General features: G+C 63.1%; 16 protein-coding genes, 2 tRNA genes and 1 pseudogene. 9 read left to right on the forward strand and 10 right to left on the reverse strand.

What is annotated here, in order from left to right:
• Nucleotides 1–38: 38 nt before the first annotated feature.
• Both ACNFCJ_RS10740 and ACNFCJ_RS10745 read right to left on the reverse strand, forming a co-directional pair.
• Nucleotides 39–114, reverse strand: a tRNA-Gly gene (locus tag ACNFCJ_RS10740).
• Nucleotides 115–129: 15 nt separating this feature from the next.
• Nucleotides 130–205: transfer RNA gene (locus ACNFCJ_RS10745), tRNA-Glu, on the reverse strand.
• A gap of 222 nt (nucleotides 206–427) precedes the next feature.
• On the opposite strand from ACNFCJ_RS10745, the gene ACNFCJ_RS10750 reads away from it, so the two are divergent.
• On the forward strand, nucleotides 428–1,192 hold the full coding sequence (locus ACNFCJ_RS10750) for a hypothetical protein (RefSeq protein ID WP_416771268.1): 765 nt from the start codon (nucleotides 428–430) through the stop codon (nucleotides 1,190–1,192).
• Between the two features lie 58 nt (nucleotides 1,193–1,250).
• A complete protein-coding gene (locus ACNFCJ_RS10755; RefSeq protein WP_416771270.1) occupies nucleotides 1,251–1,913 on the forward strand; it encodes a glutathione S-transferase family protein in 663 nt (220 codons plus the stop codon).
• 126 nt (nucleotides 1,914–2,039) lie between these two features.
• Here the strand turns inward: ACNFCJ_RS10755 and ACNFCJ_RS10760 are convergent, their stop codons facing one another.
• Both ACNFCJ_RS10760 and ACNFCJ_RS10765 read right to left on the reverse strand, forming a co-directional pair.
• The gene (locus ACNFCJ_RS10760) at nucleotides 2,040–2,522 is read right to left on the reverse strand and encodes a GAF domain-containing protein (protein WP_143504156.1); all 483 of its coding nucleotides are present in this window, start codon (nucleotides 2,520–2,522) and stop codon (nucleotides 2,040–2,042) included.
• Nucleotides 2,519–3,409, reverse strand: a complete 891-nt coding sequence (locus tag ACNFCJ_RS10765) for an ATP-binding protein (protein WP_125880132.1) — start codon at nucleotides 3,407–3,409, stop codon at nucleotides 2,519–2,521. Before ACNFCJ_RS10765 ends, ACNFCJ_RS10760 begins: the two co-directional genes overlap by 4 nt.
• A 110-nt stretch (nucleotides 3,410–3,519) precedes the next feature.
• Between ACNFCJ_RS10765 and ACNFCJ_RS10770 the strand changes: the two genes are divergently transcribed.
• On the forward strand, nucleotides 3,520–5,841 hold the full coding sequence (locus ACNFCJ_RS10770) for a response regulator (RefSeq protein WP_416771273.1): 2,322 nt from the start codon (nucleotides 3,520–3,522) through the stop codon (nucleotides 5,839–5,841).
• Here the strand turns inward: ACNFCJ_RS10770 and ACNFCJ_RS10775 are convergent.
• The 3 genes from ACNFCJ_RS10775 to pdxB all read right to left on the reverse strand — a co-directional run bounded on the left by ACNFCJ_RS10775 (nucleotide 5,831) and on the right by pdxB (nucleotide 8,082).
• Nucleotides 5,831–6,289, reverse strand: coding sequence for a MarR family winged helix-turn-helix transcriptional regulator (locus ACNFCJ_RS10775; protein WP_416771274.1), 459 nt, complete (start codon nucleotides 6,287–6,289; stop codon nucleotides 5,831–5,833). The genes ACNFCJ_RS10770 and ACNFCJ_RS10775 overlap by 11 nt on opposite strands.
• Nucleotides 6,286–6,771: a glutathione peroxidase gene (locus tag ACNFCJ_RS10780; protein ID WP_037002727.1), complete on the reverse strand. Its 486-nt coding sequence runs from the start codon at nucleotides 6,769–6,771 to the stop codon at nucleotides 6,286–6,288. The genes ACNFCJ_RS10775 and ACNFCJ_RS10780 overlap by 4 nt, the downstream gene beginning before the upstream one ends.
• A 180-nt stretch (nucleotides 6,772–6,951) precedes the next feature.
• Entirely contained in the window at nucleotides 6,952–8,082 is a 1,131-nt protein-coding gene (gene pdxB, locus ACNFCJ_RS10785) for a 4-phosphoerythronate dehydrogenase PdxB (protein WP_416771277.1), read from the reverse strand.
• A 289-nt stretch (nucleotides 8,083–8,371) separates the two neighbouring features.
• Between pdxB and ACNFCJ_RS10790 the strand changes: the two genes are divergently transcribed.
• Together ACNFCJ_RS10790 and ACNFCJ_RS10795 are read left to right on the forward strand one after the other, a co-directional pair.
• A complete protein-coding gene (locus ACNFCJ_RS10790; RefSeq protein ID WP_416771279.1) occupies nucleotides 8,372–9,745 on the forward strand; it encodes an MATE family efflux transporter in 1,374 nt (457 codons plus the stop codon).
• Between the two features lie 39 nt (nucleotides 9,746–9,784).
• Entirely contained in the window at nucleotides 9,785–10,843 is a 1,059-nt protein-coding gene (locus ACNFCJ_RS10795; protein ID WP_416771281.1) for a DUF3080 domain-containing protein, read from the forward strand.
• Between the two features lie 229 nt (nucleotides 10,844–11,072).
• On the opposite strand, the gene tusA is transcribed toward ACNFCJ_RS10795, so the two are convergent.
• Nucleotides 11,073–11,324, reverse strand: coding sequence for a sulfurtransferase TusA (gene tusA / locus ACNFCJ_RS10800; protein ID WP_003460892.1), 252 nt, complete (start codon nucleotides 11,322–11,324; stop codon nucleotides 11,073–11,075).
• Between the two features lie 68 nt (nucleotides 11,325–11,392).
• On the reverse strand, nucleotides 11,393–12,448 hold the full coding sequence (gene rlmM / locus ACNFCJ_RS10805; protein ID WP_416771282.1) for a 23S rRNA (cytidine(2498)-2'-O)-methyltransferase RlmM: 1,056 nt from the start codon (nucleotides 12,446–12,448) through the stop codon (nucleotides 11,393–11,395).
• Between the two features lie 235 nt (nucleotides 12,449–12,683).
• Between rlmM and acnA the strand changes: the two genes are divergently transcribed.
• From acnA to ACNFCJ_RS10825, 4 genes and pseudogenes are all read left to right on the forward strand, one after another.
• Complete coding sequence (gene acnA, locus ACNFCJ_RS10810; protein ID WP_416771284.1) at nucleotides 12,684–15,425, forward strand: aconitate hydratase AcnA; 2,742 nt, start codon at nucleotides 12,684–12,686, stop codon at nucleotides 15,423–15,425.
• Between the two features lie 182 nt (nucleotides 15,426–15,607).
• Nucleotides 15,608–17,173 carry a PAS domain-containing methyl-accepting chemotaxis protein gene (locus ACNFCJ_RS10815; RefSeq protein WP_416771285.1) on the forward strand — a complete coding sequence of 522 codons (1,566 nt, stop codon included), beginning with the start codon at nucleotides 15,608–15,610 and terminating at the stop codon, nucleotides 17,171–17,173.
• A 247-nt stretch (nucleotides 17,174–17,420) separates the two neighbouring features.
• Nucleotides 17,421–17,558 (forward strand): annotated as a pseudogene (locus ACNFCJ_RS10820) (SDR family NAD(P)-dependent oxidoreductase); the annotation flags it as partial.
• Nucleotides 17,559–17,581: 23 nt separating this feature from the next.
• Nucleotides 17,582–18,118: a DinB family protein gene (locus ACNFCJ_RS10825; RefSeq protein ID WP_416771286.1), complete on the forward strand. Its 537-nt coding sequence runs from the start codon at nucleotides 17,582–17,584 to the stop codon at nucleotides 18,116–18,118.
• A gap of 40 nt (nucleotides 18,119–18,158) precedes the next feature.
• On the opposite strand, the gene ACNFCJ_RS10830 is transcribed toward ACNFCJ_RS10825, so the two are convergent.
• Entirely contained in the window at nucleotides 18,159–18,866 is a 708-nt protein-coding gene (locus ACNFCJ_RS10830; protein ID WP_416771288.1) for a type 1 glutamine amidotransferase, read from the reverse strand.
• Nucleotides 18,867–19,050 lie beyond the last annotated feature (184 nt).

Consider the following 19,050-nt stretch of genomic DNA (forward strand, 5'->3'; position numbering starts at 1 on the left):
TTCGTTTGAAACCCTGCCGAAGCAGCATTTCCAAAATTTGGAGCGGGAAACGAGACTCGAACTCGCGACCCCGACCTTGGCAAGGTCGTGCTCTACCAACTGAGCTATTCCCGCATTACAGCTTGAAAGTGGCGTCCCCTAGGGGACTCGAACCCCTGTTACCGCCGTGAAAGGGCGGTGTCCTAGGCCACTAGACGAAGGGGACACACCCCGGAACATCAAGCAACTTTCCGGCTTCCTTCGCTTCGCTTTGGGCTTTGCGCTGGAAGTGGCGCGCATTCTATGGAGGCTTTTAAAGGTCGTCAACCACTCTCTAAAAAATTTTTAAAATCAAAGACTTCAGCCCAGAAATCGATATGCCACTAGGAGCCATGCGAGCAAGCCACTACACTCGGTCGAAAAGTCGATTCTCGAGAGGTCCCAAGCAGTGTCCGCACTCGTGATAACCATGCTGATCGTCGGCGGCATCGCCCTGTTGATGGTGATTGCTTACATCAACCACGCCGTCGAGAACAGCAAGCTGGAGAAAGCGCGCCAGCGCGCCGACCTGCTCGACCGAATTCGTCGCTGTCAGGACATCTCCGAGCGTATACCTGGCCAATTGATGACGCCGCAGCTGAAGCTACTGCTGAGCCAGTTACAGTTGCAGGCCAGCGAACGTTTACTGCCACTGGAGAAACAGAACGCCAGCCTTCGGGCCGATATCGACACGCTAAAAGCGCAGGTCGCTCAGGGCGAATCCATTGCCGTGAAGAATCCGCCTCAACCCATCGCCAACGAAGCCAAAGCCAAGGACGTGCGTTTCCTGCTGGAAAATCTGCATGCCCTGATCACCGGTTCGGTTCAGGCCGGCCTGCTACCCGCGGGCGACGGCAAGCATTGGCTCAAGCAGATTCGGCAGATGCTGGTGCTGGTGCATATCGAGTTCTTCAGCACCCTGGGCCAGGCGGCCATGCAGCAGAAACAACCCGGCCAGGCCCGCCTGGCCTTCGAGCGCGGTGTTCAGTACCTGCGCAAGCAGCCAGATCCCGCGCCCTACCAGGCGCAGCTCAAACGATTCGAGGAGCAGTTGGCACGTGCCAATGCCATGGTGCTCAACAACAATGCTCCAAGGGCGGAAGAACCGAGTCAGTTGACCGAAGGTCTGAAGGACCTGGAAGACGACTGGAAGAAGAAGAACATCTACGACTGAGCAACCCGTTCGCGCGCCCTCGCTCAGTCGAGCACGCGGACCGCCGCTAGGAGTTGCAATGAGCCTGACCGTTTACGGGGCACCGCTATCTCCCTTCGTCCGCAAACTCTGCCTGTGCCTGATCGAAAAGGGCCTGGATTACGAGCTCGAGGTGGTCATGCCCTTCGGCCAGCCCGATTGGTTTCGCGAACTCGACCCGCTAGGCCGAATTCCCGCCTTTCGCGACGGCGACCTCAAGCTGGCTGACTCCAGCGTCATCTGCCAGTACCTGGAAGAACGCTACCCCGAGCACACACCGCTGTATGGCGCCGATGCAGAGCAACGCGCCAAGGTGCGCTGGCTGGAAAAATACGCCGACTACGAGCTGGCGCCACTGTGCACCTTCACCGTGTTCCGCAACCGCGTGCTGAAAGCCACCATGGGTCAGCCCTGCGACGAGGAAAAGGTGCAGCAGACGCTCAGGGACAAACTGCCCAAGCACCTCGACTACTTCGAGACCACGCTGGGTGATGCGCCCTATTTCCTCGGTGAGCAGCTTTCCATGGCCGACCTGGCGCTGGCCAGCCAGCTGATCAACATGGAGCATGGCGGGGAAACCCTGGATGCCAGTCGCTGGCCGAACCTGATGGCGCACTACGAGCGCATCAAGAACCGTGCATCCACACAGCAACTGCTACCGCGTGAACTGCGTACGCTGGAGAAGATCGGCGCTAAGCGCTGAGCCCGCCTCGTAGGGTGCGCAGTGCGCACCAATTCCGACATAAGCTTGCGTGACACCTCAACCGGCGGTGCGCGTGGCACACCCTACCGGATCGAGCTCAAACCGCCGTAGGCACCATGGGCGTATTCAGCAGTCGCTGGCAGCCAGAAATACCGCTGCCAGCGCTTCGATGCCAGCCTGATCCACCTCGGTGAAACGCCCTACCGACGGGCTGTCCAGATCCAGCACGCCGATCAGGCGCCCTTCCTTGACCAGAGGCACCACCAGTTCACTGTTCGATGCACTGTCGCAGGCAATGTGCCCTGGGAAGGCATGCACATCCTCGACTCGTTGCGTCTGCAGGCTGGCCGCCGCCGCGCCACAGACGCCACGACCGAAGGCAATACGCACACAGGCCACCTTGCCCTGAAACGGGCCAAGCACCAGCTCGCCATCCTTGACCAGATAGAAGCCAGCCCAGTTCAGGTCGGCCAGCTCGTGAAACAGGAAGGCGGAAAACTGCGCGGCATTGGCAATGAAATCACGTTCGCCGCTAAGCAATGCCTGCAATTGTGCACTCAGCAGCGGGTAACCGTTGAGATCGCCACCAGTCTGAGAAAGATCGATCATGCCTGTTGCTCCAGCAGTTGCAGCCCGACCCAGTGGCGGGCGAATTGATAGGCGCAGCGGCCATTGCGGTTACCGCGACCCAGCGCCCAGCGGATGGCAGCCTTTTCCAGCGCCTCGTCCCAGCTCCAGTTCAGCCCAACCTGACGCGCCTGCACGTCCACCCAGTGGCGCACGACGATCAGGAAGTGATCCTGAGTGAAGGGATAGAACGACAGCCACAGGCCAAAACGGTCGGACAGCGCGATCTTGTCCTCTACTGCCTCGTTGGGGTGCAGCTCGCCGTCGACCCTCTTCCAGTTCTCGTTGTCGCTCTGATGCTCGGGCACCAGATGGCGGCGGTTGGACGTGGCGTACAGCAGCACGTTGTCCGGCGCCTGTTCCAGCGAGCCATCGAGCACGCTCTTGAGCACACGGTAGTCGCCCTCACCCGCCTCGAACGACAGGTCATCACAGAACAACACGAAACGTTGCGGCAAGCCGGCCAGCAACTCGACCACGCGCGGCAGATCGGCCAGGTGATCGCGTTCGATCTCGATCAGGCGCAGGCCGGCCTTGGCGTGCTCGGCGAGCAAGGCACGCACCAGGGAAGATTTGCCTGTACCGCGCGCGCCCCAGAGCAGCGCATGGTTGGCCGGCATGCCGCTGACGAACTGGCGGGTATTGCGTGCCAGTTGCTCGCGCTGGACGTCCACGCCCAGCAGGTCGCTCAACGACAGGTCGAGGCTGACCTCCAGCGGCATCAGGTAGCCACTGCGGCCATCACGCACCCAGCGCGCGGCCACGCATTTATTCCAGTCCACCTGCGGGCGCAGCGCAGGCAGCAAGGGCTCGAGACGCTCCAGCACCTGCTCGGCGCGGGCGAGAAAATCCAGCAATCGGGAATCCACGGTCTAGTACTCCTTTTGCGCAGAGCAGCACGTTGCAGGCTCTGCCGGTACAAGGTCGCTATCAGCTATGCTTGGCAAGGCGCCAAGGATCAGAGACGACGCACGCATTTATGGATATTTCGCTCACCAATCGTCTGTCGTTCAAACAGGCCGGTCTAACTGTGCTGGTGGCGTTTATCCTTGGCACGCTGCTCAGCGTCACCCAGGTGGCGATCGATTATGCCAGCGAAGAGGCCTCCATCAACCGCGAGATTCGTGCTCTGCTGGAAATCAGCCACAATCCCGCCGCCCGTATCGCCTACAACATCGACGCCGAACTAGCGCAGGAACTGGTACTCGGCCTGCTGCGCTCCCCTGCGGTGACCCGCGCTGAACTGATCGACAACAGCGGCCTGGTGCTTGCCAGCGTCAGCCGTCCACGCAGCGAGAGTCGCTACCGTTTCCTGAGTGACAGCCTGTTTGGTGCCGAACGTGCATTTCAGGACCCGCTGTTCGTATCCCATGCACCCCACGAGCCCCTGGGCTTCCTGCGTCTGGAGATCGATACCTACGCGTTCGGCAGTCACTTCCTGCGGCGCTCGCTACTGACCTTGCTCACCGGGTTCGCGCGCAGCCTGCTGCTATCGCTGATCCTGCTGGTGCTGTTCTACTTCATGCTGACCAAACCCCTGACCGGCGTGATTCGCGCACTCAGCCAACGTAATCCGCAAGCGCCGCAGCACCGACCGGTGCCCTGCCCCAAGGGCCATGAGCGCGATGAAATCGGCATCCTGGTCGAGGTCACCAACCGCCAGCTGTCGAGCATCGCCCAGGAGATCGAGCAAAGACGCAACGCCGAAGACCGGCTGACCCAGTACCTGAGTGAACTGGAAAACATCGTCTCGGCCCGTACCGCCGAACTCAAGGCGACCAACGTGCGCCTCAGCCAGTCCAACGCCGAGCTGGAAACGGCGCGCACCACCGCCCTGAACATGGCGCAGGCGCGCTCGGCCTTCCTGGCCAACATGAGCCATGAGATCCGCACCCCGCTCAACGGCCTGCTGGGCATGCTCGCCCTGGCCCTGGACGGCCCGCTCAGCGCCGAACAGCGTCAGCAGCTGGGTATCGCACACGACTCCGGCAAGGTGTTGGTGGAGCTGCTCAACGACATTCTCGACCTGTCCAAATTCGAAGCTGGTCAGCTCGAACTGGAGGAAATCCCCTTCGACCTCGGCGCCCTGGCCGAAGAAACCGCCAGCTTGCTGTCGCAGAACGCCGCCAACGCCGTGGAGCTGACCTGCCTGATCGATCCGGCACTGCCGGCGCAGGTGCTGGGCGACCCAACGCGGGTTCGCCAGATCGTCAGCAACCTGCTGTCCAATGCGCTCAAATTCACCCGCTTCGGTCGCGTCGACCTGATCGTCGCCTGCGCTGTGGACGGCATCAGCATTCGCGTGCGCGATACCGGCATCGGCATCGCCGAAGACGCCCAGGCGCGTATCTTCCAGCCCTTCGCCCAGGCAGAAGTGGGCATCACCCGTGAGTACGGCGGCACCGGGCTCGGCCTGGCACTGACGCGGCGCCTGTGCGAGGCAATGCACGGCAAGCTGAGCCTGAAATCGAAAGAAGGCTTCGGCAGTGAGTTCTGCGCCGAGCTACCGCTGCCTGCCCATGTATACGCCAGCTCACAACCGGCGCTTGAGGGCCGCATCGTCGCGCTGACCCCGGCCAGCAGCGGCCTGCAACAGATGCTCAGCCAGTGGCTGCCCGCCTGGGGCCTGAGTTATCAGCGCCTGGATACCGATGCCAACCTACACGGCGTGGAGGCCGACCTGCTGATCAGCGATTGCCCGGAATGTCTGTTCGGCATTCGTCCGGCGATGAGCACACCGGTGTTGCTGGTCACCGCCTACGGCAACTTCCTGCCGCATGAGCAGGCACAACGCCTTATGCCGCTGCTGCAGATCGCCCGCCCACTCTCGCGCAATGGCCTGCTACAGGTGCTGCGGCACGTCCTGCACAGCCACGACGGCGACGTTCACAGCAGCGCCCAGGCTCAGCCTGTGCGGGAAAGCAGTGCACGCGTACTGCTGGTCGAGGACAACCCGGTCAACCAGATGGTCGCCAAGGGCATGCTGGCCAAGCTCGGCTATCAGGTGCTGGTAGCCGGCCATGGTGGTGAAGCGCTGGAGGTTCTGGAGCAGGAACCTGTCGACCTGATCCTGATGGACTGCAATATGCCGGTGATGGATGGCTACGAGGCCAGCCGGCGCATTCGCAGCAACGGGCGCTGGCCGGAGTTGCCCATTGTCGCCCTGACCGCCAATGCGCTGTCCGACGAACGCGAACGCTGCCGCGCCGCCGGCATGAACGACTACCTGGCCAAACCCTTCCGCCGCGAGGAACTGGCAGCCATTCTGGATACTTGGCTGCCCGCCGACCTCACTCGCTGAGCCTGGCCAACAGGCGATCCAGGCTGCGTCGCAGCCCCTCCATATCCAACAGGTCCTGATCGTCGAACTGGCAAAGCAACTGCGCCTTCAGCGGCAAGACCTGCGCCTGAAGCGCCCTGCCAGCATCGCTCAGCGCCAGATGCACCTCGCGTTCGTCCACCTGCGCGCGACGGCGCTGCACCAGCCCCATCTGCTCCAAACGCTTGAGCAGCGGCGTCAGGGTCCCGGAGTCCAGTTGCAGGCGTCGCCCGAGCGCCTTGAGCGTCGGCTGCTCGGGCGCCCGCTCCTGCCACTCCCACAGCACCAGCATCACCAGATATTGCGGGTAGGTCAGGCCGAGGCCGTCGAGCATCGGTTTGTAGGCGCGGATCACCGCGCGTGAAGCGGCGTAGAGCTTGAAGCACAGCTGGTTGTCCAACTGCAGCCCAGCGGTATCGAAAGCACTCATTTCAGCAGAGCTTCGATCTCGCTGCTCAGCTCTTCGGGCTTGGTGGTCGGGGCGAAACGCTTGACCACCTGGCCATCCTCGCCAATCAGGAACTTGGTGAAATTCCACTTGATGCCCTGGCTGCCCAGCAGGCCCGGTGCGCGCTTCTTCAACTGCACGAACAACGGATGAGCATCGCTGCCATTGACGTCGACTTTCTTGAACAGCGGGAAGCTGACGCCGAAGTTCAGCTCACAGAACTCGGAAATCGCGCCCTCGTCACCCGGCTCCTGCTTGCCGAACTGGTTGCAGGGAAAGCCCAGCACCACCAGGCCCTTGTCCTTGTATTGCTGCCAGACGTTTTCCAGGCCCTTGTACTGCGGGGTGAAGCCGCACTTGCTGGCGGTGTTGACCACCAGCACGGCTTTGCCGCCGAAGTCAGCCAGGGTCTTCTGCTCGCCCTTGATGGTGGTGACCGGGATATCGAAAAGCGCGTTGCTCATGGGGAATCGTCCTGAATGGGCTGAAAGTGACGAACAAGTTAGCGAGCAATTAAATTGCATACAATTCAATTAATGCAAAATAAGGCGCATGGATAGCGCCTTATCGTAGGGTGTCGCGGGACCACCTAGGCTTTGCGCACCTCGGGGCTCTGCGATATCAGCCGGTGCGCACAGCGCACCCTACACAAGGGTCGCGCCCAGGGCTCGCACCAGCGCGGCCAGTGGTAATGAGTCACCCTGGATGCGCACATGCAGACCATCGATTTCGCGGCGCATGGGGTAATGCTTGCGCAGGCGGTCGAAGCCGGCGCGACGGGCATCGGCACCGCCGACCAGACTACGGCGAAAATCCGCATCGTCGCGGCGTGGGTCGTACACCGAGCGGCAAATACTGGCCAGCGCCCAGGCAGGATCGGCGCTGCCGTCGATGCTCAGCTCACTCAACCAGGGCGCCGGCAGCAGATCGGCCAGACTCACCTGCTCAGCCACGCCCAACGCCCGACAGCAGGCCTGGTAGATCTGCGCTGTACCGCGCAACTTGCCGTCCAGGCTGTAGCCGGCAATATGCGGCGTCGCCAATTGGCACAGGGCGGCCAGCTCGATATCGGCCTGCGGCTCGCCTTCCCAGACGTCCAGTACCGCCTTCAGATCAGGCCGCTGTGGCAGCAAGCTGCGTAGCGCGGCGTTATCGACCACGGCGCCACGACTGGCGTTGATCAACCAGGTGCCGGGTTTGAGTGCGGCCAGCCGCGTCGTATCGAACAGATGGCGCGTCGAAGCGTCCAGCGGCGTGTGCAGGCTGATCACATCGCATTCGTCGATGATCTGCTCCAGGCTGACGAAGTCGCCTCCCTCTGCGGCCTGGCGCGGCGGGTCGCATACCCGTACCTGCCAACCGAGACCATGCAGCAAATTGACCAGACGCCCGCCAACCTGCCCCGCCCCGACCACGCCATAAATCCGCGCCGCCGGATCGACGCCCTCACGCTCGGCAAGAGTCAGCACGCTGCCCAGCACGTAATCCACCACGCCACGGGCATTGCAACCAGGCGCACTGCTCCAGGCGATGCCAGCCTCGGCGAAGTAATCGAGATCCAGATGGTCGGTGCCGATGGTGCAGGTGCCGACGAAGCGCACCCGGCTGCCTTCGAGCAAGGCGCGATTCACCTGCGTCACCGAACGCACCAGCAACAAATCGGCATCACGCACATCGGTCGCTGTGATGCCGCGCCCCGACAGGCGACGGATGCTGCCGAACGCGGCGAAGAACTCATCGAGCAGGGGAATGTTTTCGTCGGCGACTATGTGCATGTTGGGCTCCATCAGGTAGGTCGCCATTCTAACAGTCCGTTGAAAAACTACCTGCGTTGCCATTGCTACGTTAAAAACAGCCTCAAAATGCTCATTTACAGCACGTAAACTGCGCTTTTTCGACTGTTTTTGCCTTGCACTGGCTGCCTCGCCTACGCTTTTCAACAGCCTGCTAAATCAGCCGGCACTTTAGGCCCACAGGCCGCCAGACAGAAGGGCAAATCGAACTTTCCTGACCGCTACGTCAAGGCGTAGACTACGCGGTTTCCTGTTATCCCGAAGAGTCGAAATGTCCACCGACAGCCGTCTTGGCCGCGTGCGCACGGAGCTGCGCAGCCTCTTGCTCCTGGCCACCCCCATCATCATCGCTCAGTTAGCGCACACCGCCATGGGCTTCGTCGACACGCTGATGGCCGGGCGCGTCAGCCCGCAGGATCTGGCAGCCGTGGCACTGGGCAACTCGATCTGGGTGCCGGTGTTCCTGCTGATGACCGGCATCCTGCTGGCCACCACCCCCAAGGTGGCGCAGCGCTTCGGCGCCGGCGAGGAAGCCGCCATCGGCCCACTGGTGCGTCAGGCGCTGTGGCTGGCGCTGGCAGTCGGTGGCGGTGCCGCCGCCCTGCTGTGGAACGCCGAATTCATCCTGCGCATCATGAATGTCGACCCGGCGCTGATCACTCCGGCGATGGGCTATTTGCGCGCTGTGGCCCTGGGTTTCCCGGCGGTGGCGCTGTATCACGTGCTGCGCTGTTTCAGCGACGGCCTTGGTCACACCCGCCCGGCCATGGTTCTGGGCATTATCGGCCTGCTGCTGAACATTCCTGCCAACTACATCTTCATCTACGGCAAGTTCGGCCTGCCGGCCATGGGTGGCGTTGGCTGCGGCTGGGCAACCGCGCTGGTGATGGGCTTCATGCTGATCGGCATGCTGGTCTGGGTGAAGTGGGCGCCCTACTACCGCAGCAGCGCGCTGTTCACCTACTTCGAATGGCCGCAGTGGACGGTGATCAAACGCCTGCTGAGCATTGGCGTCCCGATCGGCATCGCGGTGTTCGCCGAGTCGAGCATCTTCGCGGTGATCGCTCTGCTGATCGGCGGCCTTGGCGCTACCGTGGTGGCCGGGCACCAGATCGCGCTCAACTTCAGCTCCATGGTGTTCATGATCCCCTACTCGCTGGCCATGGCCGCCACCGTGCGCGTCGGCCAGGCGCTGGGCCGTGGTCAGCCGCGCGAGGCGCGCTTCGCCGCCGGGGTGAGCATGGCGGCAGCGCTGGGCTATGCCTGCGTATCGGCCAGCCTGATGTTCCTGCTGCGCGAACAGATCGCGCAGATCTACACGCCGGACCAAACGGTGATCGCCGTGGCGGCAACACTGATCGTCTATGCGGCGCTGTTCCAGTTCTCCGATGCCATTCAGGTGACCGCGGCCGGCGCGCTGCGCGGCTACCAGGACACGCGCATCACCATGCTGCTGACCCTGTTCGCCTACTGGGGCATAGGCCTGCCGGTGGGGTATGCGCTGGGGCTGTCCGACCTGTTCGGCGAACCCAGCGGCCCCAGTGGCCTGTGGCAGGGGCTGGTGGTCGGGCTGACCTGCGCTGCCGCGATGCTCACCGTGCGCCTGGCGCGCAGCGCACGCAAGCGCATTCGCCGGGCCGCCTGAGGCATTGGATAGGCAGGAGATCAGCTCTAGACTGAGCGCATGATTCGACCAGCCCTGCTCCTCTGCCTGCTTCTGCTCGCTGCATGCAGCCCGGCCAACGACGGCCTGGCCCTGCAGAGCGATTACCTGCAACGCCTGCAACGCTCACTCGATACTGCTGACGTCAACGCCTTCGACAATCGCAGTGTCAGCCAGTACCGCCTGCCGGCGCGGCGTGAGCGGCTTAGCGAGATTCCCGAGCTGCGTATCGGCCTGCTCGATCTGGTGATCGATGCGCGGCGCTGTCCTCATTTGCAGCAGTTGATCAGCCAACGCAACAGCAGCCTGGGCAAACAGTTGATGCCCAGCCAGCGCCTGGGCTACGAAGGCGATCTGCTGCGAGCCATCGATGCCTGCCTGCCCCATCTGCAGGAAGATTCCAGACTGAAGGCCACGCTGCAACGCCTGGCCAGCGACAAGCGCCAGCAACTGCAAGCGGTGTTTTGGAATGCCCTGAACGGCAGCCCGGAGTTCGAGAACTATCTGCGTTTTGCCGATCAGGCCTTGCCGGTGGATACGCTGGAAGACAGCGCCGCACTGGACGCATTGCAGCGACTGGCCAGCATCGGCGCCGGTTTGCCTGCACAGCTGCCGCCGAGTACTGACGAGCTGGAGCCGCTGTTCTTCGCCCTCTATGCCAGCGAACAGGGCAGCCAGTTGATCACCAGCCTGGCCAGCCTGCGCCACAACCTCGACGCTGGCAGCGAGATGCTGGAGCAACGCCAGCAGGACCGCCCCCTTTGCCCACTGGGCCAGGCGACGCCGCGCGGGCGCATCCTGCAGAACATCTTCGTCAAGTTCTACGCCGGCGGCCTGCAGCCTTATCTGGCACAGGTCGACCAGCGCGGCCAGCAGTGGCAGGCGGCGCTGCTGCAATTGCAGCGCATCGACGGCATTCCCTCCGCCACCCGCGAGCACCTGCAGCGGCTGGCCGGCGAGCAGGATTCGTTATGGCAGGATTTCCGCGCCGCCACGGCGCGTCACGTCAAGGCTTGGCAAACACTACTGAACAGCTGCGACCTGGCGCCAGGGCAGGCGGGATGGAGCAGCGAAAGCTAGCAAACCGCAGGGCGGGTGTAACCCGCCATCGCGACCAACAGCATCCGCTATTTGGCGGGTTGCACCCGCCCTACGAGATAACTGTCTAGCAGGCCGTTGAAAAACGTAGGCGAGGCAGCCAGTGCAAGGCAAAAACAGGCGAAAAAGCGCAGTTTACGAGTTGTAAATGAGCATTTTGAGCCTGTTTTTAACGCAGCAATGGCAACGCAGGTAGTTTTTCAACAGCCTGCTAGTCGGCCTTCTTGCGAATCCAGTACAGGTAGGTGCCGTCTTCTTCGGCCTGACCGAGCAGCTCGTGACCGAGAAACACGCAAAACTTGGGAATATCACGGCGGGTGGAGGGATCGGTGGCGATCACCTTGAGCAGGCCGCCCGGCGAAAGATCGCGCACCTTGTTGTGCAGCATCATCACCGGCTCAGGGCAATTCAGGCCGCTGGCGTCGAGCAGGTCATCGTGATTGAGGGTCAGGGCTTCGGACATAAGGGGCTCCACAGACAGGCACACATTGTCGCGCAAAGCTGACCTTCAGGTCACCTACGCGCAGACCATCACTTGCCGTGCCGACGCAGATGGCAGGTCACTTCTTCACGGTCGTGATACAGCTGCTTGCAGCCAATGCTGACCTTCAGACCGCGCTCGGCCAACCCGGATTCGATGCGATCGAGCAGGCGCCGCACTTCGGCATAGCGCTGCTTCATCGGCAGCTTAAGATTGACCACCGCCTCGCGGCACAGCCCTTCGCCCAGCCAGGTCTCGATCATCGCCGCCGTGCGCGCCGGCTTCTCGACGATATCGCAAACCATCCAGTGCACCGGATGGCGCGGGCGGAAGGTGAAGCCATCGGCGCGCTGGTGCACGACGAAACCGGAATACATCAGGCTTTCGGCCATCGGCCCGTTGTCCACGGCGGTGACGCGAATTTCCCGATTGACCAGCTGCCAGGTCCAGCCACCGGGGGCCGCGCCCAGGTCGACGGCGGTCATGCCCGGCGCCAGGCGCTGATCCCACTGCTCGCGCGGGATGAAATGGTGCCAAGCCTCTTCCAGCTTGAGCGTGGAGCGGCTCGGCGCCTCGCGCGGGAACTTCAGACGCGGAATGCCCATGGGCCACATCGCCTGGTTGTCCGCCTCGGCGACGCCGGCGAACACCTCGCGGCCGCTCTTGAAGGTCAGCAGCAGGCGCGGCTTTTTCGCGTCGTCCACCAGCTTGCCGGCCTTGAGCAGCGCCTTGCGCAGCGGCGCTTCGAACTTCTTGCAGAAGGTCGAGACTTCCTTGCCCCCGTTGGTATCCACCACTTCCAACCACAGGCTGCCGCATACTGGGTAATCGGCCAGCGCCTCCAGCAACACGCTGATACGGTCGCTTTCCGGAAGGCTGACGAAAGCACCACGCGCCCACTGCCGCGGGAAGATCAGCTGATTGAAACGCACGCTGCGCATCAGCCGCTCGCAGTCCGCCGCCTCGCCGCAGACGAACTCGGCGCAGGCGCTGCCGGGCTTGGCCCTGGAGTAGCCCGGCACATCCAGGCGCGCCGCAAGGTCGGTGATCTCGGCGCAAACCTCCCCCTCGAAACCGGGGCGGCAATGCAGAAACAGGGTATTCATCAAAGGGTCTCCTCGAGGCGCGCATGATACCCGAGACCGGAACCCCGAGCCGCTAAACCTGTCCAGCTACATATGCGCTGTCTATAGCTACGGACCGCCCCGCGTCGTCGCAACAGACAGGCAGCGCATAACAACCGAAAGGATATGCGCTAGCCAGACTGCCCAAGCCGAACTAGCTTGAAGGTCTGCCGCCATCAGACACAGCCCGAACCGTGCGGGCCCAAGGAGATGTGCAATGCCCTCCCTCGATAGCCTGAACTGCCGCCGCGAACTGCACGTCGGCGACACCACCTACCACTATTTCAGCCTGCCAGAAGCCGCCCAACGCCTCGGCAACAACGACCGCTTGCCCAAGTCGCTCAAGGTGCTGCTGGAAAACCTGCTGCGCAACGAAGACGGCAAGACCGTACAGCCGCAGGACCTGCAAGCCATGGTCGACTGGCTGGACAAGCGCGCCTCCGACCGCGAGATTCAGTACCGCCCGGCGCGCGTGCTGATGCAGGACTTCACTGGCGTGCCGGCGGTGGTGGACCTGGCCGCCATGCGCGACGCCATGGCCAAGACCGGTGGCGATCCGCAGCGGATCAACCCGCTGTCACCGGTGGACCTGGTCATCGACCACTCGGTGATGGTCGATCGCTACGCCTCCTCCAGCGCCTTCCACGACAACGTCGAGCTGGAAATGCAGCGCAACGGCGAGCGCTACGCCTTCCTCCGCTGGGGCCAGCACGCCTTCGACAATTTCAGCGTGGTACCGCCGGGCACCGGCATCTGCCACCAGGTCAACCTCGAGTACCTGGCGCGCACCGTGTGGACCAAGGAGGAAGACGGCGTCACCCTCGCCTACCCCGACACCCTGGTCGGCACCGACTCGCACACCACCATGATCAACGGCCTCGGCGTGCTCGGCTGGGGCGTCGGCGGCATCGAGGCGGAGGCGGCAATGCTCGGCCAGCCGGTGTCGATGCTGATTCCCGAGGTCATCGGCTTCAAGCTCACCGGCAAGCTGAAAGAAGGCATCACCGCCACCGACCTGGTACTAACCGTCACCCAGATGCTGCGCAAGAAAGGCGTGGTGGGCAAATTCGTCGAGTTCTACGGCGACGGCCTGGCCGACCTGCCCCTGGCCGACCGCGCCACCATCGCCAACATGGCGCCGGAATACGGCGCCACCTGCGGTTTCTTCCCGGTGGACGAGATCACCCTTGGCTACCTGCGCCTGTCCGGCCGCCCGGATGCCACCGTGCAACTGGTCGAGGCCTACAGCAAGGCCCAGAGCCTGTGGCGCGAACCAGGCGACGAGCCGCTGTTCACCGACAGCCTGAGCCTGGACATGGGCAGTGTAGAAGCCAGCCTGGCCGGACCCAAGCGCCCGCAGGACCGCGTCTCGCTGGGCCAGGTCAGCCAGGCCTTCGACGACTTCATCGGCCTGCAGCTCAAGCCCACCGCCAAGGAAGAGGGTCGCCTGCTCAGCGAAGGCGGCGGCGGAACCGCCGTCGGTGGCGACAAGCAGAGCGGCGAAATCGACTATGAGGACGACGGCCATACCCATCGCCTGAAAGACGGCGCCGTGGTGATCGCCGCCATCACCTCCTGCACTAACACCTCCAACCCCAGCGTGATGATGGCCGCCGGCCTGCTGGCCAAGAAGGCCGTGGAGAAAGGCCTGCAGCGCCAGCCCTGGGTGAAGAGCTCGCTGGCCCCCGGCTCCAAGGTGGTCACCGAGTACTTCAATGCCGCAGGCCTGACGCCCTACCTGGAGAAACTCGGCTTCGACCTGGTGGGCTACGGCTGCACCACCTGCATCGGCAACTCCGGGCCGCTGCGCGAGCCGATCGAGAAAGCCATCACCCAGGCCGACCTGACCGTCGCCTCGGTGCTCTCCGGCAACCGCAACTTCGAAGGCCGCGTGCATCCGCTGGTGAAAACCAACTGGCTGGCCTCGCCGCCCCTGGTGGTGGCCTACGCGCTGGCCGGCAGCGTGCGCATCGACCTGACCCGCGACGCTCTCGGCACCGGCAAGGACGGCCAACCGGTCTACCTCAAGGACATCTGGCCGACCCAAAGCGAGATCGCCCAGGCCATCGCTCAGGTCGACACCGCCATGTTCCGCAAGGAATACGCCGAGGTTTTCGCCGGCGACGAGAAATGGCAGGCGATAGACGTGCCCAAGGCCGACACCTATGCCTGGCAGGGCGACTCCACCTATATCCAGCATCCGCCGTTCTTCGAGGACATCGCCGGCGACCCGCCACGTATCACCGATATCCGCAAGGCACGCATCCTCGCCCTGCTCGGCGACTCGGTGACCACCGACCACATCTCGCCGGCCGGCAACATCAAGGCCGACAGCCCGGCCGGACGCTACCTGCGCGAGCATGGCGTGGACAAGGCCGACTTCAACTCCTACGGTTCACGCCGCGGCAACCACGAAGTGATGATGCGCGGCACCTTCGCCAATATCCGCATCCGCAACGAAATGCTCGGCGGCGAAGAAGGCGGCAACACCCTGCACATTCCCAGCGGCGAGAAGCTGGCGATCTATGACGCCGCCATGCGCTACCAGGCCGAAGGCACGCCGCTGGTGATCATCGCCGGCAAGGAATACGGCACCGGTTCCAGCCGCGACTGGGCGGCCAAGGGCACCAACCTGCTGGGGGTCAAGGCGGTGATCGCCGAGAGCTTCGAGCGCATCCACCGCTCCAACCTGGTGGGCATGGGCGTGCTGCCGCTGCAGTTCAATCCCGGTACCGACCGCAACAGCCTTAAACTCACCGGCAAGGAAGTGCTGGCCATCGAAGGGCTGGAAGGCGTGGAGCTACGCCCGCAGATGCCACTGACGCTGATCATCACCCGCGAAGACGGCCAGCACGAGGAAGTCGAAGTGCTCTGCCGCATCGACACCCTCAACGAAGTCGAGTACTTCAAGGCCGGTGGCATCCTGCATTACGTGCTCCGGCAGATGATCGCCAGCTGACACACCCGCCCGGCTACCGCGGTAGCCGGGCATGCCAACTTCCGTCTGGCCAGGGATGGCCGACGTCGCGACAAAAATGTGACGTCATTCAAAAAGTGATTACACTCGCGAAAACGGATTCAGCCCTCAACTTTGCCGCTCGGCGGCCGATGACAGGGGCATTACAACGACGGATACCTGCCATGCGTAACAACCAGCCGGTCACTCAGCGTGAGCGCACCTTTCCTGCACAACAACGCCTGATATCCACCACCGACCTCAAAGGACAAATCAGCTACTGCAACGACGCCTTCGTCGAAGTCAGCGGCTTCACGCGCGAAGAACTGCTGCGCGCGCCACACAACATCGTGCGTCACCCTGACGTGCCGTCCGCCGTGTTCGAGCACATGTGGACGACCCTGAAGAAGGGCCGCCCGTGGATGGGCATCGTCAAGAACCGCTGCAAGAACGGCGACCACTACTGGGTCAACGCCTACGTCACGCCCGTGACCGAAAACAACCAGGTTGTCGGCTACGAATCCGTCCGTATCAAACCGACAGCCGAGCAGGTGCGCCGCGCCGAAACGCTGTACGCCCGCCTCAACGCCGGCAAATCGGCCGTACCGGCCAGCAATCACTGGCTGCCCATCGTGCAGGCGTGGATGCCCTTCATCCTGGTCAGCCAGATCGGCTTCATGATCGGCCACTGGATGGGCAGCAACTGGGGTTTCATCCTCGCTGCCGTGCTCTCCGTGCCGCTGGGTCTGGCTGGCATCGCCTGGCAGACGCGCGGTGTCAAACGTCTGCTGCGCCTCGCCGAGCAAACCACCTCCGACCCGCTGATCGCGCAGATGTACACCGACAGCCGCGGCGCCGAAGCACGCCTGGAAATGGCCATGCTCAGCCAGGAAGCGCGCCTGAAAACCTGCCTCACCCGCCTGCAGGACACCGCCGAACAACTAACCCAGCAGGCGCGTGAAGCCGACAAGCTGGCGCACAACAGCTCGGCCGGTCTCGAGCGCCAGCGCCAGGAGACCGAACAGGTCGCCACGGCAGTCAACGAAATGGCTGCCACCACCCTGGAAGTGGCCAGCAACGTAGCCCGTACCGCCATCGCCACCCAGGAGGCCAACCGCCTGACTGGCGAAGGCCGCACCATCGCCGCAGAAACCCGCGAAGCCATCCAGCGCCTGTCGCAATCGGTGGGTGATACCGGCGAAACCGTGACCCGCCTGGCCCAGGACAGCAACGAAATCGGCGGTGTGGTCGACGTGATCAAGGGCATTGCCGATCAGACCAACCTGCTCGCCCTCAACGCCGCCATCGAAGCCGCACGCGCCGGTGAAATGGGCCGCGGCTTCGCCGTGGTGGCCGACGAGGTTCGTTCCCTCGCCCAGCGCACCGCCGAATCCACAGAACAGATTCACGGCCTGATCGCCAAACTGCAACGTACTGCCGAAGAGGCCGTACTGACCATGGAAATCGGCCGCAAACAGGCCGACGAAGGCGTCGAACGCGTTCTCAAAGCCGATCAGGCGCTGTCCGGTATCAGTGACTCGGTCGCCAACATCGCCGACATGGCCAACCAGATCGCCGCGGCAGCCGAAGAACAAAGCGCCGTGGCCGACGAGATCAACCAGAACATCACCACCATCGCCCAACTGGCCGACCAGACCGCAGGCGAAGCGCAAAGCACCGCCAAACTCAGCGAAGCCCTGACCAAAACCGCACAGGGTCAATACGCACTGGTCGAACGCTTCAACCGTTGAAACAAAAGGCGCAGCGGCTCACCGCTGCGCCTCCTCTCCTCCCCGCCCCGTTTTTTGTAGGAGCGAGCTTGCTCGCGATCTCCCTACGCCCTTCCCAAGAGTCCCCCGCTTTCGCGTAACTGCCACTTGCCGAGACGCTTTCACTTCGTCGAACCGGGCGGCAACCAGTTTGCCGTATGGTCGGAGCCGGACGGCCAGTAGTCGGCCCTCGAATCCGTAGCCCCCTGCTGCAACCGTCATTCCCGTACAGGCGGCACAAAATGGCGAAGGTCAGCTGATTCCACTGCACGATGTCGTCGCTCTGGTTCGAACGCTAGTGAGTCTGTCCGATGCCAGTTACGTGCGTGAGCTGGTGCTACCGGCTATTGCCGATGAGCATTTCTGAAAGAACAAGAACAGGTACTGGCCATGCAGAGAATCGACCATATCCGCCTGATGGCACGCTACAACAGCTGGATGAACGAACGGCTCTACGCTGCTGCTTCCACTCTGCCCGACGAAGCGCTGAGTGCCGAGCGTGGTGCGTTCTTCGGCTCGATCCTCGGCACGCTCAATCATCTGTTGGTAGCCGACCGGATCTGGCTGGGGCGCTACACCGCGCATCCGGCGAACTTCCGAGCATTGCAGGCGCTCGCAAAGCTGGAAATGCCGACGCGCCTGGATCAGCTGATAGCGGCAAACATCCGCGAACTGACTGCGCTACGCAAGCAGCTGGACAGTTACATCGAAGCCCTGGCCGCCGAGAGGGGCGAAGAGCAGCTGGATCAGCCGCTGAGCTACCGCAACATGAAGGGTGTGGCCGCGCAAAAGCACTTCTTCGCCCTGCTGATACACCTGTTCAACCACCAGACGCATCACCGCGGTCAGGCTACGACGCTGTTGACCCAGGCGGGCGTGGATGTGGGTGTGACCGATCTGCTGGCGTTGATCCCTGACGAGCTTTGAGCTGCGGCCAAGTGCCGATGGCACCTCGCCCTCTCCTGGCTCAAAGGCCAGCCAGTTTCAGCCAGTATGCGTAGAAACCTTCGGCAACCCGGTTCAATGCCCTGACCTTCCCACTCAGGTCGTCACGCATCTCGGCGATGCTCTGCTGGCTGGGCTGGCCGGCATCGAGCAGATGCGCCCAGTCGTCTAGCCAGAGTGCGATCAGATCTTCGGTCATCTCCGGGTGGCCCTGCAGCGCCAGCACCTTGTCACCCCAGGCAAAGGCCTGATTGTCGCACCAGCGGCTGCTCAGCAGAGGCTGGGCGCCGTCAGGCAGAGAGAAGGTGTCGCCGTGCCACTGGAAGATGCTGAACGCTGCAGGCAAATGCGCCAGCCAGGGGCTATCGACAGCTTCTGCACGACGTTGCATGTGCTGCCAGCCCGCTTCGGTGTAGGGCATGCGACGGATGTTGGCACCCAGTGCCTTGGCCAGCAGCTGGCCGCCCAGGCAGTGACCAATGATGGGAATGTCGCGCTCGATAAAGCGCTGCAACGCAGCCACTTCGTCGGCGATCCAGGGCAGCGGGTCATTGACGCTCATCGGCCCGCCCATCACGGCGACCGCCTTGGGCCGCTCTAGGTCGTAACCGTGCAGTTCACCCAGATCGACGCGCAGCACGTCGAAACTGCAGCCACGCGCCTGCAGCACCTGCGCCAGATGGGCTGGCGGGCAATAATCGATATGAGTCAGGATCAGAACATCGGCCATAGCTACCTCCGCCGCGCAGTCTGCGCGAGAAGGATTGGCAAGTCGAGGTGGGCTGGGAGTTGAAGCCATCGGCCGGACAGCCGGCCGATAGTCTGAGCTGATGGACGCCGCTGCATCCACATTTGAGGATGTCCTGAAAAAGCCAGCTATCGTCACTCCCGCGAAGGCGGGAGCCCAGATAATT

Origin of the sequence: Pseudomonas sp. NY15364 (assembly GCF_048068235.1) — a bacterium.
Taxonomy (GTDB): domain Bacteria; phylum Pseudomonadota; class Gammaproteobacteria; order Pseudomonadales; family Pseudomonadaceae; genus Aquipseudomonas; species Aquipseudomonas mendocina_D.